This window comes from Haliea sp. E1-2-M8 (assembly GCF_030649675.1).
GTDB lineage: Bacteria > Pseudomonadota > Gammaproteobacteria > Pseudomonadales > Halieaceae > Haliea.
Genome location: NZ_JAUTDR010000021.1, coordinates 26,750 through 44,573, shown reverse-complemented (window position 1 = coordinate 44,573; position 17,824 = coordinate 26,750). Strand labels below are relative to the sequence as shown.

The 17,824-nt window shown below is 60.1% G+C and carries 17 protein-coding genes; 3 read left to right on the top strand and 14 right to left on the bottom strand.

Annotation, left to right across the window (positions count from 1 at the left end):
* Positions 1–14 precede the first annotated feature (14 nt).
* The 6 genes from Q6D67_RS16335 to Q6D67_RS16310 are packed head-to-tail and all read right to left on the bottom strand — an operon-like array spanning position 15 to position 4,778.
* Positions 15–677, bottom strand: coding sequence for a DUF4400 domain-containing protein (locus tag Q6D67_RS16335; protein ID WP_304706737.1), 663 nt, complete (start codon positions 675–677; stop codon positions 15–17).
* Positions 674–2,722, bottom strand: a complete 2,049-nt coding sequence (traD, locus tag Q6D67_RS16330) for a type IV conjugative transfer system coupling protein TraD (RefSeq protein ID WP_304706736.1) — start codon at positions 2,720–2,722, stop codon at positions 674–676. Before traD ends, Q6D67_RS16335 begins: the two co-directional genes overlap by 4 nt.
* The gene (locus tag Q6D67_RS16325) at positions 2,719–3,282 is read right to left on the bottom strand and encodes a DUF2859 domain-containing protein (RefSeq protein ID WP_304706735.1); all 564 of its coding nucleotides are present in this window, start codon (positions 3,280–3,282) and stop codon (positions 2,719–2,721) included. The genes traD and Q6D67_RS16325 overlap by 4 nt, the downstream gene beginning before the upstream one ends.
* The gene (locus Q6D67_RS16320) at positions 3,272–3,838 is read right to left on the bottom strand and encodes a lytic transglycosylase domain-containing protein (protein WP_304706734.1); all 567 of its coding nucleotides are present in this window, start codon (positions 3,836–3,838) and stop codon (positions 3,272–3,274) included. The genes Q6D67_RS16325 and Q6D67_RS16320 overlap by 11 nt, the downstream gene beginning before the upstream one ends.
* Positions 3,820–4,524, bottom strand: coding sequence for a TIGR03759 family integrating conjugative element protein (locus Q6D67_RS16315; protein WP_304706733.1), 705 nt, complete (start codon positions 4,522–4,524; stop codon positions 3,820–3,822). Before Q6D67_RS16315 ends, Q6D67_RS16320 begins: the two co-directional genes overlap by 19 nt.
* Entirely contained in the window at positions 4,521–4,778 is a 258-nt protein-coding gene (locus Q6D67_RS16310) for a Cro/CI family transcriptional regulator (RefSeq protein WP_304706732.1), read from the bottom strand. Before Q6D67_RS16310 ends, Q6D67_RS16315 begins: the two co-directional genes overlap by 4 nt.
* A 198-nt stretch (positions 4,779–4,976) precedes the next feature.
* Here Q6D67_RS16310 and Q6D67_RS16305 point away from each other — a divergent pair, with 198 nt between their 5' ends.
* The 3 genes from Q6D67_RS16305 to Q6D67_RS16295 are packed head-to-tail and all read left to right on the top strand — an operon-like array spanning position 4,977 to position 8,465.
* Positions 4,977–5,519 carry a hypothetical protein gene (locus Q6D67_RS16305; protein WP_304706731.1) on the top strand — a complete coding sequence of 181 codons (543 nt, stop codon included), beginning with the start codon at positions 4,977–4,979 and terminating at the stop codon, positions 5,517–5,519.
* Complete coding sequence (locus tag Q6D67_RS16300) at positions 5,520–6,173, top strand: gamma-glutamylcyclotransferase family protein (RefSeq protein ID WP_304706730.1); 654 nt, start codon at positions 5,520–5,522, stop codon at positions 6,171–6,173.
* Positions 6,174–6,215: 42 nt separating this feature from the next.
* Entirely contained in the window at positions 6,216–8,465 is a 2,250-nt protein-coding gene (locus tag Q6D67_RS16295) for a TonB-dependent siderophore receptor (protein ID WP_304706729.1), read from the top strand.
* On the opposite strand, the gene Q6D67_RS16290 is transcribed toward Q6D67_RS16295, so the two are convergent.
* The 8 genes from Q6D67_RS16290 to Q6D67_RS16255 form a co-directional block, all read right to left on the bottom strand.
* A complete protein-coding gene (locus Q6D67_RS16290) occupies positions 8,462–10,438 on the bottom strand; it encodes an ATP-binding protein (protein ID WP_304706728.1) in 1,977 nt (658 codons plus the stop codon). The two genes, Q6D67_RS16295 and Q6D67_RS16290, sit on opposite strands and share 4 nt — an antisense overlap.
* Positions 10,341–11,195 (bottom strand): hypothetical protein, encoded by an 855-nt coding sequence (locus tag Q6D67_RS16285; RefSeq protein WP_304706727.1) that lies wholly within the window; start codon positions 11,193–11,195, stop codon positions 10,341–10,343. Before Q6D67_RS16285 ends, Q6D67_RS16290 begins: the two co-directional genes overlap by 98 nt.
* Positions 11,196–11,470: 275 nt before the next feature.
* The gene (locus Q6D67_RS16280; protein WP_304706726.1) at positions 11,471–12,334 is read right to left on the bottom strand and encodes a phage integrase N-terminal domain-containing protein; all 864 of its coding nucleotides are present in this window, start codon (positions 12,332–12,334) and stop codon (positions 11,471–11,473) included.
* Positions 12,335–13,164: 830 nt separating this feature from the next.
* Positions 13,165–13,809 carry a hypothetical protein gene (locus tag Q6D67_RS16275; protein WP_304706725.1) on the bottom strand — a complete coding sequence of 215 codons (645 nt, stop codon included), beginning with the start codon at positions 13,807–13,809 and terminating at the stop codon, positions 13,165–13,167.
* Positions 13,809–14,396, bottom strand: a complete 588-nt coding sequence (locus Q6D67_RS16270) for a hypothetical protein (RefSeq protein ID WP_304706724.1) — start codon at positions 14,394–14,396, stop codon at positions 13,809–13,811. Before Q6D67_RS16270 ends, Q6D67_RS16275 begins: the two co-directional genes overlap by 1 nt.
* Positions 14,397–14,482: 86 nt before the next feature.
* Complete coding sequence (locus Q6D67_RS16265; RefSeq protein WP_304706723.1) at positions 14,483–15,565, bottom strand: hypothetical protein; 1,083 nt, start codon at positions 15,563–15,565, stop codon at positions 14,483–14,485.
* Positions 15,566–15,570: 5 nt separating this feature from the next.
* Positions 15,571–16,137: a DnaT-like ssDNA-binding domain-containing protein gene (locus tag Q6D67_RS16260; protein WP_304706722.1), complete on the bottom strand. Its 567-nt coding sequence runs from the start codon at positions 16,135–16,137 to the stop codon at positions 15,571–15,573.
* A 5-nt stretch (positions 16,138–16,142) separates the two neighbouring features.
* The gene (locus Q6D67_RS16255; protein WP_304706721.1) at positions 16,143–17,672 is read right to left on the bottom strand and encodes a hypothetical protein; all 1,530 of its coding nucleotides are present in this window, start codon (positions 17,670–17,672) and stop codon (positions 16,143–16,145) included.
* Positions 17,673–17,824: the final 152 nt, after the last annotated feature.

Here is a 17,824-nt window from a genome sequence, read left to right as displayed (position 1 = left end):
CGGTTGTCGTGTTCCTACACAAACTTTTTAAATCGGCTGGTGGCGACGTACACCATGACGCCTGCCAGCAGCATGGTCGGGGCGAACACCACCGCCGGTGGCAGTGAAAAAGGCACCATCAGATACAGGGTGACCGTCAGGACGACAGAGGGAATCACCCAGCGCTTGGCCTTGTGAAAGATGTAGGAGCTCTCATGCCCGCCGGTGTACCTGCGGATATCCCTGGCCACCAGGCCCTCAAAAAATGCCGCCAGGGCGATGAGCAGAAAGCCCGGCAAGGCAAACAGCGACAGCACCGCCCGCAAGACCACCAACTTGACGGCATTGATCGCAGCCAGCACGTAGAGACCCGTATGCGCCGTCAACCCCAACCAGGACAAGCCGTCATCCAGGTACTCGGTGACCCAATCCGACACAGCCACCGGCCCGAGCGGCGTCAGTGGATACTGCTCAATGGCCTCAATGTAGCCGCGCTCGACAGACAGTAACTCCAGGGCGTGGCTGGGGCCCCACCAGCCGATCGCGATGCCAAGCCATTCCAGGACCACGCTGAGCGCCAAGGCCATCACCATGGCACCGAAGACCCCCGTCACGATGGCGAACACGGTCGCCATCAGGCCTCGGCGCTGGGGTTCTCGAGCCCTCGCGGTATCGCGGTGGCGCGCGTCGCGGGTCAAGCGGACCACCCCAGGGGCTGGGTGTACGCCCAGTGTTCGGTATTGGTGCCCTGGTATTGACGGCGCATACTCTCCACCATGGCCTCCAGACCCGAGGGCAACTCGGCGTCATCGTCAAACAGTGGCAGTCGCAGCTTGTAGAGCTGGCCTGCCAGCAGCGCGAAGGCGTGGCCTTTCGGGAGCGCGTCCAAGTCGCCGGTGTGAATCATCGGCACACGCTGGCTGGTGATCCGCTGGCGGGTGTTGGAGACAAAATGCACGTCACTGTCCGGGTCGGAACTGTCGGTAGACCCGGACTCCAGCATCATGTGGTTGATTTCCACGTCTTTTAGGCGGGAGGTCAGCAATTCCGCGGTGGCCTGCTCCTTCACCCGGAGCATGATCAGCGTACCCAGGTTGCCAATCACCTGACCGGCACGGGCCGGTGAATCAAAGCGGGCCACGATATCCGACAGGGTTTGGGTGTAGACCGTGACTTCAAACCCCGCGCCGCCGGCCTTGTTTAGCATCGGGATAAACTCGCGCCCGGCAAGCTCATTGAACTCATCGGCGTGGATGCAGACATTTTTTTTAAGTCGCTCGCCCGCCTGAGCGTCCTTATACAGACTGCCCGCCACCGACGTCAGATCCGCAAACATCGCGTTACCCACCGCACTGGCCACATCCGGATCCGACAGGGCATCGAGGCCAACGTAGACAATGCCGCCGCGCTCTATCACCCGCTTCCAGGAGAGCCGGTCTGCGGGCGGGTCGTCATCACTGCGGATGCTCTCCGGCGACAACAGCCGGGCGGCCGGCCCGGAGGTCAGTTTTTCCAGCAAAGGAAACAGGCTCGCCACCAGTTTGTCGAAGTGGCTTTTGTCGTGCTCGAAGGTCTTGATCAACGACATCGCGGTCTGGTCATTCAGGGCCCCGTTGCGATAAATCTCGACACAGGCCCAGGCCTGGCGATCCCGGCCTTTGAACTGGGCCGGCATCCTGGCCTCACTCTCGACCAGCTGCGCGACCTGTTCAGACCACTGATCCAGTCCCTGGGCCTCGGCCACATGGGTCAGGTAGCGGATCAACAGGCCATCGATATTGGAGCCCATTGCCAGCAGATTCTGGTAGTTGATCGGGTCGCCCAGCTCATCCAGGGCTTTGGCAATCACGTTGACGTAGCGCCAGGCGAACTCCCGAAAGGCCGCCGAATTGCCTTCGTTGGGCAGCTGGCCCGCGATCCGGCTCGCCACCTCGGTCACCCGGGAGAAGCTGCCCACCGGGTTGTAGCTCACCGACTGCTCCGGAAAGCCCAAGTGGAAGACCTGGAACTCACTCGCCCGGCCCGCCCGTTTCGCCTCGGTGTAGAGTCGGGCCAGCAGATCGCCGTCCCCCTTCGGGTCAAAGACAATCACCACCTCGCCGTTGTGGATGTCCTGGGTGGCCATGACTTCCAGCAGACGTGTTTTGCCCACCCGCGTCGTGCCGACCACAAAGGTGTGGGCTACCCGCTCACTCTGCTGCACGGCCACCGGCTTTTCCTTCTCATACAAGCCAACGCCATGCAGTTCGGGGCTGCCCTCAACGTAGGGCCGGGGCGGGAAAGGGTTGATCAGCCACTGGCTGTTAAACGGGGCCATCAAGGGCCGCAGGGGCGTGCCGGAAAGACCGTCGATGGCCCGGCGGACCAGTCGGTAGAGAGGGCCGCGCGCATCAAAGCCTGCAAATTCCGTGCGCTGAATATCGGCAAAGCGCTGGGTGTGTTTGGCGCCCCAGTGGAAACCCTGGCCCAGGAATAGGGTGCCAGGCTGTGCCCGGATTTTCCGGGGATTGATGACATAGGGCGGCAGCACCCGTAACCGGCGCTGATACCGCAGCAGCTTCGCTGCCTGATACGTCAGTACACCGGCACGGAGAAAGCAGAGCCCGCCAATCGCGTAGCCAATACCGCCAGACACCAGGAGGATCTGAGGCGCGGTCACGCTGAGCAGCCCCACGGCCACGTTCGTGACAATGGCCCCCTGCTCCACCGGCGGGCGCAACAGCGCTTCTATCGGTTGACTCACGGCGCCCTCTCCACCGGCGCATCCTCAAGCAGCGCTGCGTGAGTCGGTGACAGGACGAGCACCGGGTAGGTGGTCACCGCGTACAGGTCGGCGAGACTGTCCGCTCGGAAGAGCGACAAGGTAATGCCGGCCTCACTGGCCGCCGCCTGTAGCGCCAACCAGTCCTGCCGGTCGGAGGCTTCCACCACCAGACCCTGGGCGCCGAGCGCTGCCAGGGCAAGCGAGGCGCCGACCAGCCAATCCAGGGACTGCGGATCCATGCCCATAATAAACAGTGGGCGGATCATGCCCTCGCGGAGCACATAGTGTGGCGCGCCTGGCACGAGCGGGCTGGGCGCCAATGGCAGCGCTTCTTCCAGTGGGCGAACGCCTTCCGACATCGGCAGCGCCGGCACCGATGCGCCGTCCCGCCCCTGCAGCACCCGGGCGATGTAGGGCTGGGTGGGTATTGAATCCCCGCCCCGGTACACCACGTCCGGCGCTATCCGCGGAGGCTGCTGTGACCAGCAGGCTGAGGCGGCGATCATCCCGAGGACTATCCCGATGGCGTTAGTCCACATGGGCGAGCTCTCGGATGAGCGGCTTAAAGGCACTGTCTTCGTCCAGGAAGGACCAGACCCGTTGCCGGTATTTTTCGGCAATCAACCGATGCTTGGCACTGGCCTCGGATGGCCGGTGATAATGACCCACCGCGATGCGCCAATCGCCCGATCGTTCGTAGTGGTCCCGCAGTACCTCCGCGGCCACTTTGATATTGATCACCGGGTCGGTGATGCGCCACGGTGATTGCAGGCGGTCGAATTGCCACGACCAGTTCAGCTGCATCGGTCCCACGTCGACGCTCAGCTTGTCACCCCGCAGTGCGGTCATCATGGCGTCGAACATGGCTTCTCGATCATCGAAATAGTGGCCGTTGCCCTCGATGTTGAGCGTCCAGGGCCAGGGTTCAATCCGCCCTGCGACCGCGCGGCCCGATTCCGCCTGCGCCATGGCGTAGAGCACATCATTGGGTACCCCGACATACCGCGACACGAGCTCGTAGACCTCACGTTCAGCCGCGACGACCGAGGCCGAGTACGAGACCAGCAGCGTCATCATTACTGTTCTCGCACCCATTGGCTGGCTCCATTTTTGCGGTACACCGCCGGCAGTTCGGTCACGGCGGTTCCCTCCTCACCGTGGTTGATCGTCGCCCTCCCCTGCCGGAGCGCCGTTTCCAGCATCGGGAAACGGGTGACCCAGTCACGCAGAGCGGCATCGTTGCCCTGGGTTCGCACCACGTGCACATCCACCCCTTCGGGTGCCTCTGCCAGCAGGCTGTCCAACCGCTCCGACATCAGCTCCATGCACGCCGGACACTCGGCGCCGACAATCAGTGCATAGCGCTGGGCCTTACCCGCGTCCGCGGTCGTCGGCGCATAAGGCAGTACGGGGGGCGTATTGGCGTACAGACGCTTCCAGGCGTCATTCACCGCGACTTGAAAGGCAAGCTCCTGCCGGGTGCGCTGAAACTCGGCCCTAACATAGAGTTCGGCATAGCGGCGCCGCTCGGCTTCGGTGTCCGCGCTGACGCCCAGCGCAGTGATCGGATCAATGCCCGGACTCCACAGGCCTCGCCTGCCTGCCATCAGCGCTTGATACTCGCGAAACTCTTCCTCTGTCAGGTCCCAGTGCTCGGCTGCAAGGCGCACGTCCACGTGCGGTGTGTCGACTGACTCGGAGGGCACGGTGGTCATGGATTCGGCCCATACCGGCCCCGCAAGCAGCCAGGAAAGCACCACGACAGAGGCCCGGGGTCTCACGCCAATGATCCTGCGTTGGCTTCAACCTCATAGGCGTTGCGCCGGGCACACCTGTTGGCGATGGCGATGTAATCAAGCTCAGGATCAAAACTATCGGCGATCAGCTGTCCGCCGGTTTTTACCTGGATCTCGTACTGTCGGCAGCGGGGTATCCTGCCGTCGCTGATCCAACCGCTGATATTTTGCGAGGTGGTATCCAGGACTTCGGCCAGCCTTGCCGGCCTCCAGATTTGCAGTACTTCCTCAATTGTCATGACTGACCTCCAGCAAACAGGGTGTTCATTTCAGATGCGGCGCGCATCTTTTAAATTAACTTACATATACTTTGACTATCGGTTTATAATACTTAACGATATTTATAGGTATGTCAACAACCTGTATAACTTCCGGGTGACATTTTTTGCGGAGACCTCAAAAACCCAATGATCGGTTCCAAACTGATAACTGAGAGCATGCTTCTGGACCTGGAAGCGATGTCTCAAGAGAACACGGTGTTTCGGGATCGACTGGAAGCGCTGCTGGATGCTCTGGACGTGCCGCCCCATGGCGAGGGCCGGTCGACCTGGCTGGTTGAGGCCGCTGGCATCCAGCCGGTGGCCGCGGGACGGTGGTTCAAGGGCACCAGCCCGCGGCGCAATAACCTCAAATCCCTGGCAGCGTATATTGTGAAAAATTACCCAGTGAACGTGACCCGGGAAGAATTGCTGGATTACCTGTCCGGCAAATACATTAAATTTGACGTCGGTGCTGAATTGGCCAAATGTGGCCTATCCTCGCCGGAGCAGGGCCTGGTGCAGACGGTGGTCACGCGGGCGATGCAAGGGAAAGACTTAAATCCCCTCGACGAGGACAACCTCCTCCTGTGGACCAAAGTCGTGATTCGCGTTGCCCGCTTCTATGCGTTAAAAATTGGCAAGGGGAAGGCCCCGGATGAAAGCACCATCCATGCCGCCGCGGTTGCCTTCCTGGATCTGGCCATACTGGACGCTATTTAGATGAGCCAAGGACACTTTTTACGTCATCACTGGCGGCGGCTGTTGGCCGCGCTTTGCGTGAGCCCGCTGCTCGTCGTTCTTTCCATCAATCTGCTGATCCTTCGCCCTCCCCTGCCGCCCGAGCCCTCAGAGGCGCCCACCATCGCGTACTTCGCCTATGGGTCCAACATGAACGAGCGCTACTTGACCCGCGTGCGCGGCGTCGCGAGAGTCTCCAGCGAGGCCGGCGTCCTGCGCGGTTACACCGTCAGCTTTGATCTTGATGGGATACGGGGTGTGGAGCCCGCTTTCGCCAATCTGGCCCTGAGTCCCGGCTCAGTCGCCCATGGGGTGGTGCACCGCTTAACCGCGGATGAATTCGACAAGATCGTTGGCAGTGAAGGCACCAACTACGCTGTCCAAGACGTCGAAGTACAGTTACCGAGTGGATCGGCCGTGATCGCCAAGACGCTGATATCGGCCCCCAGCCTGGCAGCACCCCAATTACCCTCTCGACGCTATCTGGGCTATTTACAGGAGGCTGCGATCACCTATCAATTTCCAGAGCAGGTGATTGAAACCTATAACCCCGACCATGGGGCCTACATTCCGGTGCTTTCCGAAATCACCGGTGCCGGCATTCACACCGTAGTGTGGTTAACTGCGCGGCTCTAGCGATCGCCAAGCAGCCCGACGCTACCGAGACAGGGACGACTCATGAAAACAGTACCCCCATCGATGACGTCCTGGCTCACCACCACCTTGAGTATTGCCGCCACCGCTGGAGCGCTTGCCGAGGATATCGAGCTGGCAACAACCGCTATTGCCAGCGAGTATGATCCGGTGGAGCGGGTCATGTATGTCTCCCCCGCCCGCATGGCCTCCTCGTTTCTCGACTCACCCAATGCGGTGACCTCGCTGGATAGCGTTACCCTGCGCAAGCTGGGTATTACCGAGTTGGTGGACGCCCTTCGCCTTGTCCCGGGCATGACCGCCAGTGAGACCCACGGCTCGGACGTCTCCGTTGGCTACCATGGGGCCAATGTGAATGTCCCCAGGCGCAGCGAGATACTCTATAACTCCAACCGCCTGCACCGTCCCGGCTACGCGGGCGCACACTGGTACCGACTGCCCATCGACCTGCAGGATCTGAATTACATCGAGGTTATTCGTGGCACCAGTCCCGAGTACGGCACCAATTCCATGACCTCCACCGTTAACTTGATCCAGGACACCATTGCGACCCGTGGCATGTCCGCATCCGCCCGGGTCGGCGACGCGGATACGCGCGACGTGTTTGTCCACGGTGGCTGGCTGATGGGCGACACTCAAATGGGCCTGCGTTATTTTCACCGGTCTAACGGGGGTTTTGATGGCGCACAGGGGCAGCTCGGGCCCTACAATAACGATGTGTCTACCGACTCCATCATGGTGAACCTCGAGCAGCGTCTCAACGACACCTGGCTGCTGGATATCGCCGGCGCCTATGCCGACTCCAGTTATCAGCTCCCGGGCTTTGACCAGCTGCAAGCCGACGACGCCTTCGTGGATCTCGCGTTAAGCCAGTTCCGGATTTCACCGGACGCCGAGGAAACCGCAGGATTCTTATCCACCAAGGTGCATGGGATCGTACATACCGCGGGTGCGTCCCATGAAGTGGTCTTCGGCTTCAACGCGAGTACCTTTTCCCGCGACCAGGCCATCAGCCTGTGTGGCAATAACTTCACCTTCGACCCCCGAGTGGCCGACATTGATGCACTGCCCTCCGTGAATTTTTCCGTCTCTGACAGCGGGGCCGTTATTGCTGCCATGATTACCGGGGATTTGCGCCTGGATGGGTCGATCGTGCAGACACCGACCGCGGCAGAGCAGGCCAAGATCGATGCGCTGGGTCCCTATCTACAGAGCTGGGGGCTGTCCCTGCTGCAACCGCGATGCGGTATCACGGATCAGGATCTGGACGAATCACGTTACGAACTGAATACCCACGTGGTCTCCCAGCTTACCGACTCACTGAAAAACTCCTTCGGCGTGTCCTATACCCTCAACGATATTACCGCCGAGACCTACCTCGGTGGCAGCGTGGATCAGCACTCTGTGCAGCTCTACGATACGCTGCGTTACACGCCAGCCCCCCGGTGGGTGTTCAACGGCACCCTGGCCGTTGAGACGGCCAGCAATACCGATGTCTCGGCGGCCTGGTCCTATCGGCTGGCCGCCAACTATCAGCTCCAACAGGACGTTGTGCTGCGACTGATGCACTCAACATCCGAACGCTTGCCGGATGTCTACGAGACTGATCGAGACTGGCGTTACTTCGTCACCTACGATGCCGGTGAGGTTGATCATCTTGGCAGACAGGCGGGGTATCTGACGCGCAGAGCCCTGTCGCCGGAGAACCTAAAACCCGAGGAATTGGCAACAACGGAGCTGGGTATCACGGTCAGCCGCTTCAATCAGCTCCAAGCCGATGTGAAGATTTTCTACGAGGACTACAGCCAACTGATTTCGGAACCCTTCAACTACGTCGACTTCCGACTCTCCAACAACGGCCAGTTGCGCAATCAGGGATTTGAGGTCGGCATTCGCCACCAGACCGACCGGGGCTTTGAATGGGGCGCATCGTATCTCTACCTGGATGCCGAGACGGATACTCCCTTTGAAGCCACGCTACGGCCCACCCACTCCGGCTCGCTGTGGGGCATTGTGCCATTAAATCGGGATACTGACCTGTCGGCCGTCTATTACGGGGCCTCGGAGATTGCGGACGGATCCTACGATCGATTCGACGCGACACTGTCTCACCGCATCGCGTGGTCCCATGGGGATCTCGATGTGCAGTTAAACTACCGACATTACCCAGCCGGCATCCACGCCTTTACGGAACTGTCCGCGGTGAACCCCAATATCGCCCTGGTAGAAGGCCGGGACCGGATCTTTTTGACCGTCAAAGCCTCCTTCTTTTAGTCGCGGTTGGGGTCCGATCGAGCGCCCAGCTTATCCAACAAGCCGTACTCAACCCCCGCGACGCGTGCCACGGTTACCTTTCTTACCAGGTTGAACAGGTCCTTTTTGGCGACAGGTTTTGCCAGCATCCAATAACCGGACGTGGGCTGGTCGGCTTCCTCGGTGAGGAGTCCTACCAACACCTCAGGCCGCCATTTCTTTGATTCGGTGGCAAAATTGTCAACATCGATGTCGTCCACCCACTCATCGAGAATGACAATATCGACCGCGTGCTCTGCCTGCAGGGCCAGGGCTTCAATGGCCGTATCGGCACACAGACACAGCATGTTCCAGGACGTCAACAGGCCTTCGATCACTCGGGTATCCCGTGTGGTCGTCCCGACCAGCAGCGCGGTTTTGCCGCTGAGATCGAGCTGTTCAACCGCGGCTTCGGCACCGGCCACCACGGGCAGCGTTAGGGTGAATTCGCTACCCACCCCGCGCTGGCTGCGGACGGTCAGGGTTCCGCCTTGTCGTTTAAGGAGTTCCCTGGCGATATACAGACCAAGGCCGCTTCCCGTCCCGCCGCCGTCTGGCGTTTCGCCGCGGGTGTAGCGTTCAAAAACCCGCTCTTGATCGTCTTCGGCAATCCCTATCCCGTTGTCTCTGACAGAGACCAGCAGCTGCTGACGTACAGCATCCTCCTCAATCTGCCAGTTGACCCTGATTTCACCCTCGGGGGTATATTGCAGCGCGTTATCGAGCAGCTTCTCCAGCACGATATCCAGCGTCCGGATATCAAACTTATAGGTACTGCGACAGGGTTCACCCTTGGCATCCACCACAAAGGCCAATTTTCTGACCTCGCAGCGTGGTCGGAAGCGCTTTTCGAACCTGTAGAAGTACTCCACCAAGTCGCCCTCGATATCCGCGAGGGTATCCCGGTCATCATTGAGTTTTCCCAACATGGCCAGCACAGACAGCTTGACCCGTTCCGCGTTATCCAGCACCACATCCAGGGACACCGGTGTGGAATCGGCTTCCTTGTGTAACGTGAGCAGCTCCACGACCCGCATCACGGGCTCGGCAATTTCACGTGTCGCCATCTCATAGAATGCGCGCGTATCGCGGTCGGATTGCTGGGCTCGTGCCGCCGCCATTTCCAGGTCTAGCATCGCCTTCTCTTGCTTGACCCTGGCCAGATCAATCTTGTCCGACAAGTGATTGACCCCACGGGATATCAGGCTGAATTCCGCCACAAAGGAATCGTCCTCGACAATGACGCCACTTTCGCCATCGGCTATTTTTCCGAGGCCGTGTTTAATGGTGCCCACCGAGCGCCACAATATGCGTGTCGCGCCGAAGATGAGTGCCAGGCCCAGCGCGAGGAACACACCGATCAATACCCGGTATTCACTCACCAGCCTTTCTTTTTCCATCGCCAAGACATGGGGCGATAGCTGGTACAACACCTGACCCACATAGATGCCTGGGGTGCTGTCATCGCCGCGCACCTCGTCTATATCCATCGCTTCGATGTAGAGATCTTCGCGGTATTCAAGAATGCGCACTCCGTCAGCAATAGGCAGGCTAGGATTTTGTTCTCTCGCGAGGAGTCTCCCCTCGGAATCCGCCACCTGAATGGCAAATACCAGCTGGTTGCTTGCCATCGCGGCAGCGAGTCGCTGCACACCTGCCTCATCGCCAATGGCCAGTGGATAGCGCAGGGATTCACTCCCCGTGGTCCTGATCATATCCTCCATCATCTGCAGGGCCACTTCCGATGATCGCTCGACCGCGGGGTCAAACAGTCGCCACGAGATGGCACTGATCAGCATGACACCCGCCAGTGACGGCAGCAGTGTGATCACGAACAGCGACAGTTTAAGTTTTCGCTTAACCACCGTTGACCTCGTTTTCCAGTGCCCGCAGCTCCTCTGCGGTGATAGTCCGTCCGTACAGGTTTCTGAGTACTGTTCGGTTAACGGTGACATTGACCCGCTCGGGAGTCGTTGCTTCGAGCACCCCGTCCGAGAGGTAACGCTCTAGGGTCAGGAGCAGCGCGTGGTCGAGCTGACTCTGCGAGTAAAACGTAGCCGCGATCGCACCCACACTGAGCAGTGAGTTGATCGACACGATGGTTGGCTTGCGGTGTCTAAACAGCGTCTCGATGACCAACCGATAGTCGGCACCGGAGAAGACCTCGTGATCAACGGGCAGTAGGAAAACGTCCCATCGACCCTCTTTGACCAGTCGTCCCAAGCCCTTGGCAACGCCAACCGACGGTATTGATAAGGGGGTGTCTACGGCCTGTTCGCTTAGGGGCGTTGCGTCGCTACGCACTAGCATCGCCGTGCGGCTTCTCGGAAACAGGGCCTGTGACAACTGTATTTGGTAGGTTAGGGGTGGATCGGCCGGAATGGCCGCTATCGGCACTCGGCAGTTTGCTGTGCTTTGCCGGTAGTGAGAGGCATACAGGTGAATCGCCAGCACGGGACCCATCGATTCGCCCACTGAACAGTAATCGTCCAATGCATTGGCGCCAATCGTGATGGTGAGATCGATCGCGGCGAGCTCATCACCCGGCCACCGTGTGCTGACCAGCTCAATCAGCCGGCCCCTGACTTCGCTATCGCCCCCAACAAACCGGACATCGGCAGCCGCATTGCCGAGCAGCACCAACGGGCTCAACAGCACGATCGCGACCTGGTTCAGGCAGCGGATGAGTGCGCGTTTTTTTAAACGAAGCATGGGTCTCGGTTAACCGGAGCAGATGCCCGTGGAAAGGCGCTCAGTCAACATCGCATTACTGACCCAGCTTGGCGCTACAGGCCCGAGCGATCTCGACGTGGACCACACAGGGCATACAGCGGTCTGATATGCTCAGACTGTGCTTGCCGACATTGTGGGTATTAACAGCGAGGTGTTCATGTCGCGTGAGCATGAAACGGGTGTCCAAAGAGCCAAGCGCCCCAGTGTAACCGCTCTTGAACGGCATGCAATCCAATCATGCCGATGGTGATTGTTCAGCCGCAATAGACGGCCACGATGGCCAGGCGCTCATGGCCCAGCGCCCTGGAGATCTGTTCTCTGGCTGCCTTGTCGAGGTTACGTTGATCGCCACTCAATGCCCTGCGGTTCGGCCCCCCCGCAGCCGGGCATTTCCAGCCGGTAAGCTCCTCGTAGCGGCGCTGGGCGTAGGCATGGCGCAAACCGTGGTTTTTATCCAGACCCGCTCGCATGCTCGAGCGCTCATAGGTTCTCAGTTGCTGGATGTAATTTTTATTGACGGGAATCAGTGAGCCCAGGCCGGCTATGCGCCGGGCCTGGTTAAGCAGTTCCCGCTGTTGAGCGTTTGTGATGGGGATTTCCCGGCTTTTGCCGCCTTTGGTCCAGGAGGCCTTGAGTACGATCCGGTCTCCCCGATCCGCGTAGACTGGCGAAAACTTGATCGACTCCTCGCGGCGCAGCCCAAAGGCCGCCTGCAGTTGCAACGACAACTTCGTGTGCTCATCCCGGACCCGGCCCAATTTTTCACTGTCCAGTGATTTGGACTTATCCTCGCCCGTCACATAGCGTCGGCGGTCGATACCATAGTGGTCGTTGTCCCTGGCGACGACAGCCGGCTTCTGCACCTGCCCCGCCCACCAGCGCACCTGTGACAGCCGATTCTTGATGGTGCCGGGCGTCAGCTTCTGTTCCTTCCAGTGCTCCACCAAGGCCTGCACGTGTTTGGGTTTGATGCTCTCAGGCCGCATCTTGCGGTAGCCCAGCTCGTGCAGGGTCTTGGCGGCCTGCAGCAGAATCGCCTGGCGCGCTGCCCGGGTGCCAAAGGAGCCTTCACGGGACTGCTTCACCATCTGCTGCAAGCTGTAGTCTAGGTCGCGCACTGCCCTCCTCCGGACACAGTCTCCTGATGCCATTACCGCGTGTTCGTACCCACCGTGCACCGATACGCCGCGATGCTGCGACTGACAGACGCCGGTCTGTTCCGCTGTCCAAACCGGGTCGTTATTAGTACTGACTCCGTTTGGTAAGTTTTCGTGCTCTCACACAGGCCGTAGCGCTATGTGATCCTGCGAAGCAGGAAACGAGCCGAAAGCGTTTTCTATGTGCCTGGCATCCCCAGGCGACGACGGCATACCCTGTGGGGAATCGCCAACCGTCTAGCGGTCCGGGACATGTCCCTGGACAGCGGACTTATGCTGCCTTGCGGCGCAGCAGACCGTGTTGCTGTTATCGTCGATGACACCTCCTCTGCATTCACTGATTACAACGAATGGTGAAGCGCGCCCCCAGAGGGAGTTCGCTTCAACCCCCTGGGTTTGCGTCGGCGTCGCCGACCTGGATATCGCCGCTGGGCGCCGATACCACTTGCTGGTTTACCAGCCATGCGGGCGTAGCCCGCGTGCTTATATGCTGTTGGCAACAGCCACTAAGCACAGCCATTAGGCCGTGCGGGGTGGCTTGGGGTCAATATTCAAGTTCTTTACGTCACTAGCGTGTCACCAGCAAGGCGGGCGTGTGGCGCCCGCGCGAGCCCAGTGGTTACCGGGCTCGCCCACGCCAGCGGGCTGGCGTCACTACACCACTTCCGCTGCGCTCCACTGCTCGTAGTGACGCCAGCAAGAGAGGAATGCTCACGGAAGTGACAACGGGTGCCTTCAAATCCTGGCCCTGAAGCGTGTTGATCCTGCCGCCACGTCCAGCCGCCCTGCGGTCAGACCACCTCGTAACCGATCAGCCGGCCGGTTTGGGTGAGGATATTGGCCATCACGGCATCCCGGAGCTCTCGATGAAAGACCGGGCGTGCTGGAATGGCCCGCGCCCCGCGCTCGAATAACGCGATAGCGGGTGCATTGCCGTACATGGAGGCGCAGTACAGCAGGCCGTCAATGTTCGGGTAGGCGTCATAAAGTTGCTGCGCCCAACGCCGCGCGCGCGGGCGAGGCCCCGCATGCAGGGCCATCGAGGCGCCCATGGCGGTAGCAAAGGGTCCGGTCAGATCGAGCAGGGTCAGGTCGGTTGCGAGCGCGAAACCAGCCAGCACCGGATCCCGGGCATGACGGTCAATCAGGCGGGTCGCCTGGAAGACTTCGGCCAGGCAGGTCGGAATCGCTTCCGGGCCGGCGGCCAGGTACATGATGCCCCGGTCCTGCACGTACGCCCTGCCCTGCCCGTCCGGCAGCTGGTGGTCGAAGCGGCTGTTGGTGGGGCCAAAGTAACGAAATCGATCCCAGGAGCTCGGGTGATCACCGCCGGCAAAGCACAGGCGGGTTACCGTGACACCGGCCGCCACCGTGTGCAGGACGGGCGTGATTGCCCGCAGGGCCGCAAGGCCCGGCGGTTCAGGGAACTTGGGCATCAGACGTCGCTGGCAAGGGCCACGACGGCGGCAACCGGGTGGCCGGTCAGTAGCCATTCCTGCGGGCTCAGGGCGCGGTTCAGGGTCTCGGATTCGAGATCCGGGTGGACGTTCCTAAAAAAGCGCTGAACCGCCACCGGGTGCACCTCGGGGCGCAGGGCCCTCAGAACGGCCTCCAAGCCCGGTAGCGCGCCGGTCGGCCCGAACTGAAACGCCGGACACACCCGCCCGCCCGTCGAGCGTATGGCGTAGAGCTCAGCGGCTTCGAGCTTCTGACGAATGCGGCTGGTGCCGACCCCCAGCAGGTCCGCCACGGCCTTTTGGCTCAATGCCGTGGTAACCATCTGAGCAAATTCTCCGGCGATCACCGCGACGTTGTCGGCGGCGGCGCCTTCCGACCAGGTGCCGACACCCCGGGCACCCGCGTCACGGAGGAAGGTCTCCTCGGTTTGGGACAAGGCGTTGATGACTGGCGCCGTCTCATAGATGGGATGCGCGCGCAAAAATGCCGCGGCGGCGGCGGCCAGGCGGTCGATATCGGTAATACCGGCCCGGGCCAGTGTGCTGCGATCGGCTTCGGTTAACATGACTAACTACCTCTAACAGAGATAATAATAGTTAACTATAGAACAGGCAACGGCCGTTGTCACGCCGTGCTATCGGCCGGCATCTCTCAGGATGTCCCGAACCCATGCTGTGTCAGGCGTTTGATATAGAAGTGATCCGCAGGGGCATTACCCTCCCAGAAGATCGCCGGGTCCTCTACGACGAAGCCTCGCTGATACTGTTTCTGGTTGCGGCGGCCGCCCCGCAGGATATTTTCGCCCTGCCGCGTTTTGGTGCAGATATTCAATCGACCGAAGCGGTTGATCAGGGTTTTGGCGGTATCATCGCCACCCAGTCGGTGCTGACACCACTCGAAGACCTCCGGTACCTGCAGGAAGGTACGTCCCTCCCGGTCCACCTGCACCCAGTCGGCCTTGCCGTTGAAGGCCAAGGAGCCATCACGCAGGCCATCGCGGATGGTATCGACCAGCTGCCAGCCCGCGGCCAGGGGCCCCGCCCACTGGTTTTTATGGGGCGTGATGCACTGGCTATCGACTGTCTCGTTTCCGAGCGGTTGAACGGACTGGGCGCAGGGTGGTGGCCCTGGTAGGACAGCGTTGACGGGCTGATGCGACTCGCGGTTATCTGCCCTGCCCGCTCCTGCTTTGTCGCCCATGGTCCACTCACGGCCTGCCAGGCGCCGCAGGCCACCGTCGTCGCCGTCCGTAAAAAAGGCCAGCCAGTCGTTCCAGACCATGGGATCGGCTTGCAGACGCTGCAGGCCTGCAGGGGGAATCAAAGATAACGCCAGTGGCTCGTGAGCGCCCCGCGGCAACCCGGCAGCCTCCATGTGCCAGGCCACCGCCATTGCGGTGATCAAGGCGTAGTTGTAGACCGTCTCGTAGCGGCGGTAATCGGATCCCGCACGGCCCTGCGGCATCCGGGTATCACATGCCCGCCGACAGGCTACGGCCATCCTCATGATTACATCAGCCAGGCCCGCATCGGCGGTGCCCTCCCCTACCCTGTCCACGGCCTCGGAATGCATTTTTTTTAACAGGGGCAGCGTCAGGGTGGTGAAGTCGGCTCGTGAGAGTGTGCCGTCAGCCTGTAAAAGCGCAGACAGCGCCTGATCAAGCGCATCCGTGCATCGACCTGGGGGTTCGCTTGCGGGAGGCTGTTTTGGACCGTTGCGGAACAGGTGCCACACGCGAATCACCTTGCCCGGTGGGTGACCCACGCCTGGAATGTTTGATCCCAGTCAGGGGAACATTTGTGCTGGTGGTGGTGAATGAAGGTCTCGATGTGCGCCGTGATCCAGTCGGGCGGGTACCGCCCTGCGTCGATAAGCTGTTGAACGGTGGACAGCCGAGGAATCCAATCACTAGGCATCGGCCCCGCCAAGGCCGACGGGCGGCGCCGACAAAATGCCAAAAACGCCGCGTCGGGATAGCGCAGTGCCCTGCCCTGCTCCCGGGTGTTGATGACAAACAGGTCCCGGTAGTGGGCAATGGCCTCTGGTTGGTAACCCGCCGAGCGAAGCTCGCGGCGGGTACCCTCTTCGGGCTGCCAGCTGACGGGGATGCTGGCCGTCTGCTGTAGGTGCTGGTCCAGCAACGAGGATGTCAGCTGATACCGTGCAAAGCGCATAAATTCCCTGTCGGTCTTCTCGCCTTCCCGACCCGTATAGTGATCAACCGCCTGGGTAATCTGCGCCTGTGACAGACCCAACTGTTTTAGGGTGAGCCGCGCGTTGGTCGAGGGTGTCCAGGCCAGCTCCATCGCCGCTAGACCAGCATGTCTGCCGCCTGGCGACGCAGGGCTTTGTTGTGATCGCTGTTGTCACCGACATAATAATCGCGGATATCGCGCCAAATAGTGATCAGGGGGTAAAGCTTGGCGGATCTGGAGCGCAGACGGCGCATCCGGCGATGCTCGCGGATCCTCTCCTCGTTCCATTCCACCTGGTAGTAATAACCGTAGAGCCAGCCGATATTGGGCCCATCCTGCCGCCAGCCCGGCGTTGCTTCCTCGTGCAGCGGCTGACCCTGCTCATCGACCTCCTGGCATTGGCGCTGGATGAGGTTCAGAAAATCACGCTCGAAATTATCCATCCGCGCCGAGGGGATCACCCGCTCGCGGAATTCGTCCAGCGTGTAGGTGAACGGCCTACGGGTGGGCTTAGGGCGTACACCGATCACCGCTTTGGCCCAATTATTCAGGCGATGCGCCAATCCGGATCGTTCGGACATCAGGCCATCATGGCTGATAAATGAGCGGCCACCGGAGACCAGGTTGGCCAGGATCGCCGTGTGAAATTTAACCATGTAGAAGCGATCGGCGGTGACAACGCGGTTGCCGGCGCCATCGTCATCGTAGTCTTTTTTCGCGTAAAACTCGGTGATATAGCGGTAATGGGCGGTTTCCGCGCCGAAGGTGAAGTTGTCCATAAAATACGGCGACTGGCTCGCGTTCACTTTGAATTCCGTATCGCGCAAGCGAGCCAGCATGCCCCGCACAATGCTGCGGTTCTGATCATTAGGCCGCAGTCCCATCCGGCGGCACAGCTCATACAGATCGAAAAAGAAGTATTCGTCTTTAAGACCCAGATCCAGGAGGCTTAAGTCGTTTAGCGAGCCGAAGCGTGATTCCAGTTGATCCAGCAGTATGCCGTTCAGCGCGCGCATCGCGCGCTCATCAGACAGGAAGGCGATGTCACTGTCGTCACGTGTCTGTGTCGACGTCTGGATCTCAATCCAGTCATTTTCAAAAAACTGGTACTTGCACTGGATGTCCTTGCGTTTATCACGACCGGAGAGTTTCATACCCGCGTCGAGAATACAAAAGAGGCTTTCGATCCTCGGTGGCACATCCTCCGAGAGGGACAGGTAGCTCCCTTCCCTCTCCAGCTGATCGATCGCCAGTGAGAGTTGCTTTTTTAGGGGCCGGTGTGAGGGGATCAAGGTTTTGCGCTCACTCTGGCCGAAGTGAGCCAGGACCGGCTGTAGGCTGGTCAGTTCCATTACGCGGCAGGCCTTGCCAGCGATATAAGTATCGGCTTCTGTTAGAACACCCAGTTGCTCCAATTCCTTGAAGCGCTTGCCAATGAGCCCGGCACTGGCGGCATGACCTGCGGCTTCCAATGCCGCAATGAAGGCCTGCCGGCTGAGGCGCTGGTCGTGTGCATCCTGACAGGCACCTATCAGCACCATCAGGAATTCACGGAGCTTGAATTTGAGCGACGCGTCCTTGATCAGCAGGGGTAACTGGGCTGATGTTTGGGGTGAGACGCAGTAATAAAGGGGTTTAGCCGCCATGTATGGATTCTTTTGAGGAAGAAAACCATGTATCTCAGGGCAATTTATTGATAAAAACACGGGGTGTCAACGGTAAATTTACTTACGTTGCTTCCTAATGCGCTGATTTGACATTTTCACGCACTTAAGTTGCTGAAAATATCAACTGGACC

Bases quoted from the DNA above. Each gene is read 5' to 3' on its own strand.
- Q6D67_RS16325 (WP_304706735.1), bottom strand. From the start codon at position 3,282: ATGTGGACTAACGCCATCGGGATAGTCCTCGGGATGATCGCCGCCTCA.
- Q6D67_RS16320 (WP_304706734.1), bottom strand. From the start codon at position 3,838: ATGGGTGCGAGAACAGTAATGATGACGCTGCTGGTCTCGTACTCGGCC.
- Q6D67_RS16310 (WP_304706732.1), bottom strand. From the start codon at position 4,778: ATGACAATTGAGGAAGTACTGCAAATCTGGAGGCCGGCAAGGCTGGCC.
- Q6D67_RS16305 (WP_304706731.1), top strand. From the start codon at position 4,977: ATGCTTCTGGACCTGGAAGCGATGTCTCAAGAGAACACGGTGTTTCGG.
- Q6D67_RS16300 (WP_304706730.1), top strand. From the start codon at position 5,520: ATGAGCCAAGGACACTTTTTACGTCATCACTGGCGGCGGCTGTTGGCC.
- Q6D67_RS16295 (WP_304706729.1), top strand. From the start codon at position 6,216: ATGAAAACAGTACCCCCATCGATGACGTCCTGGCTCACCACCACCTTG.
- Q6D67_RS16290 (WP_304706728.1), bottom strand. From the start codon at position 10,438: ATGTCACCGTTAACCGAACAGTACTCAGAAACCTGTACGGACGGACTA.
- Q6D67_RS16285 (WP_304706727.1), bottom strand. From the start codon at position 11,195: ATGCTTCGTTTAAAAAAACGCGCACTCATCCGCTGCCTGAACCAGGTC.
- Q6D67_RS16275 (WP_304706725.1), bottom strand. From the start codon at position 13,809: ATGCCCAAGTTCCCTGAACCGCCGGGCCTTGCGGCCCTGCGGGCAATC.
- Q6D67_RS16270 (WP_304706724.1), bottom strand. From the start codon at position 14,396: ATGTTAACCGAAGCCGATCGCAGCACACTGGCCCGGGCCGGTATTACC.
- Q6D67_RS16260 (WP_304706722.1), bottom strand. From the start codon at position 16,137: ATGGAGCTGGCCTGGACACCCTCGACCAACGCGCGGCTCACCCTAAAA.
- Q6D67_RS16255 (WP_304706721.1), bottom strand. From the start codon at position 17,672: ATGGCGGCTAAACCCCTTTATTACTGCGTCTCACCCCAAACATCAGCC.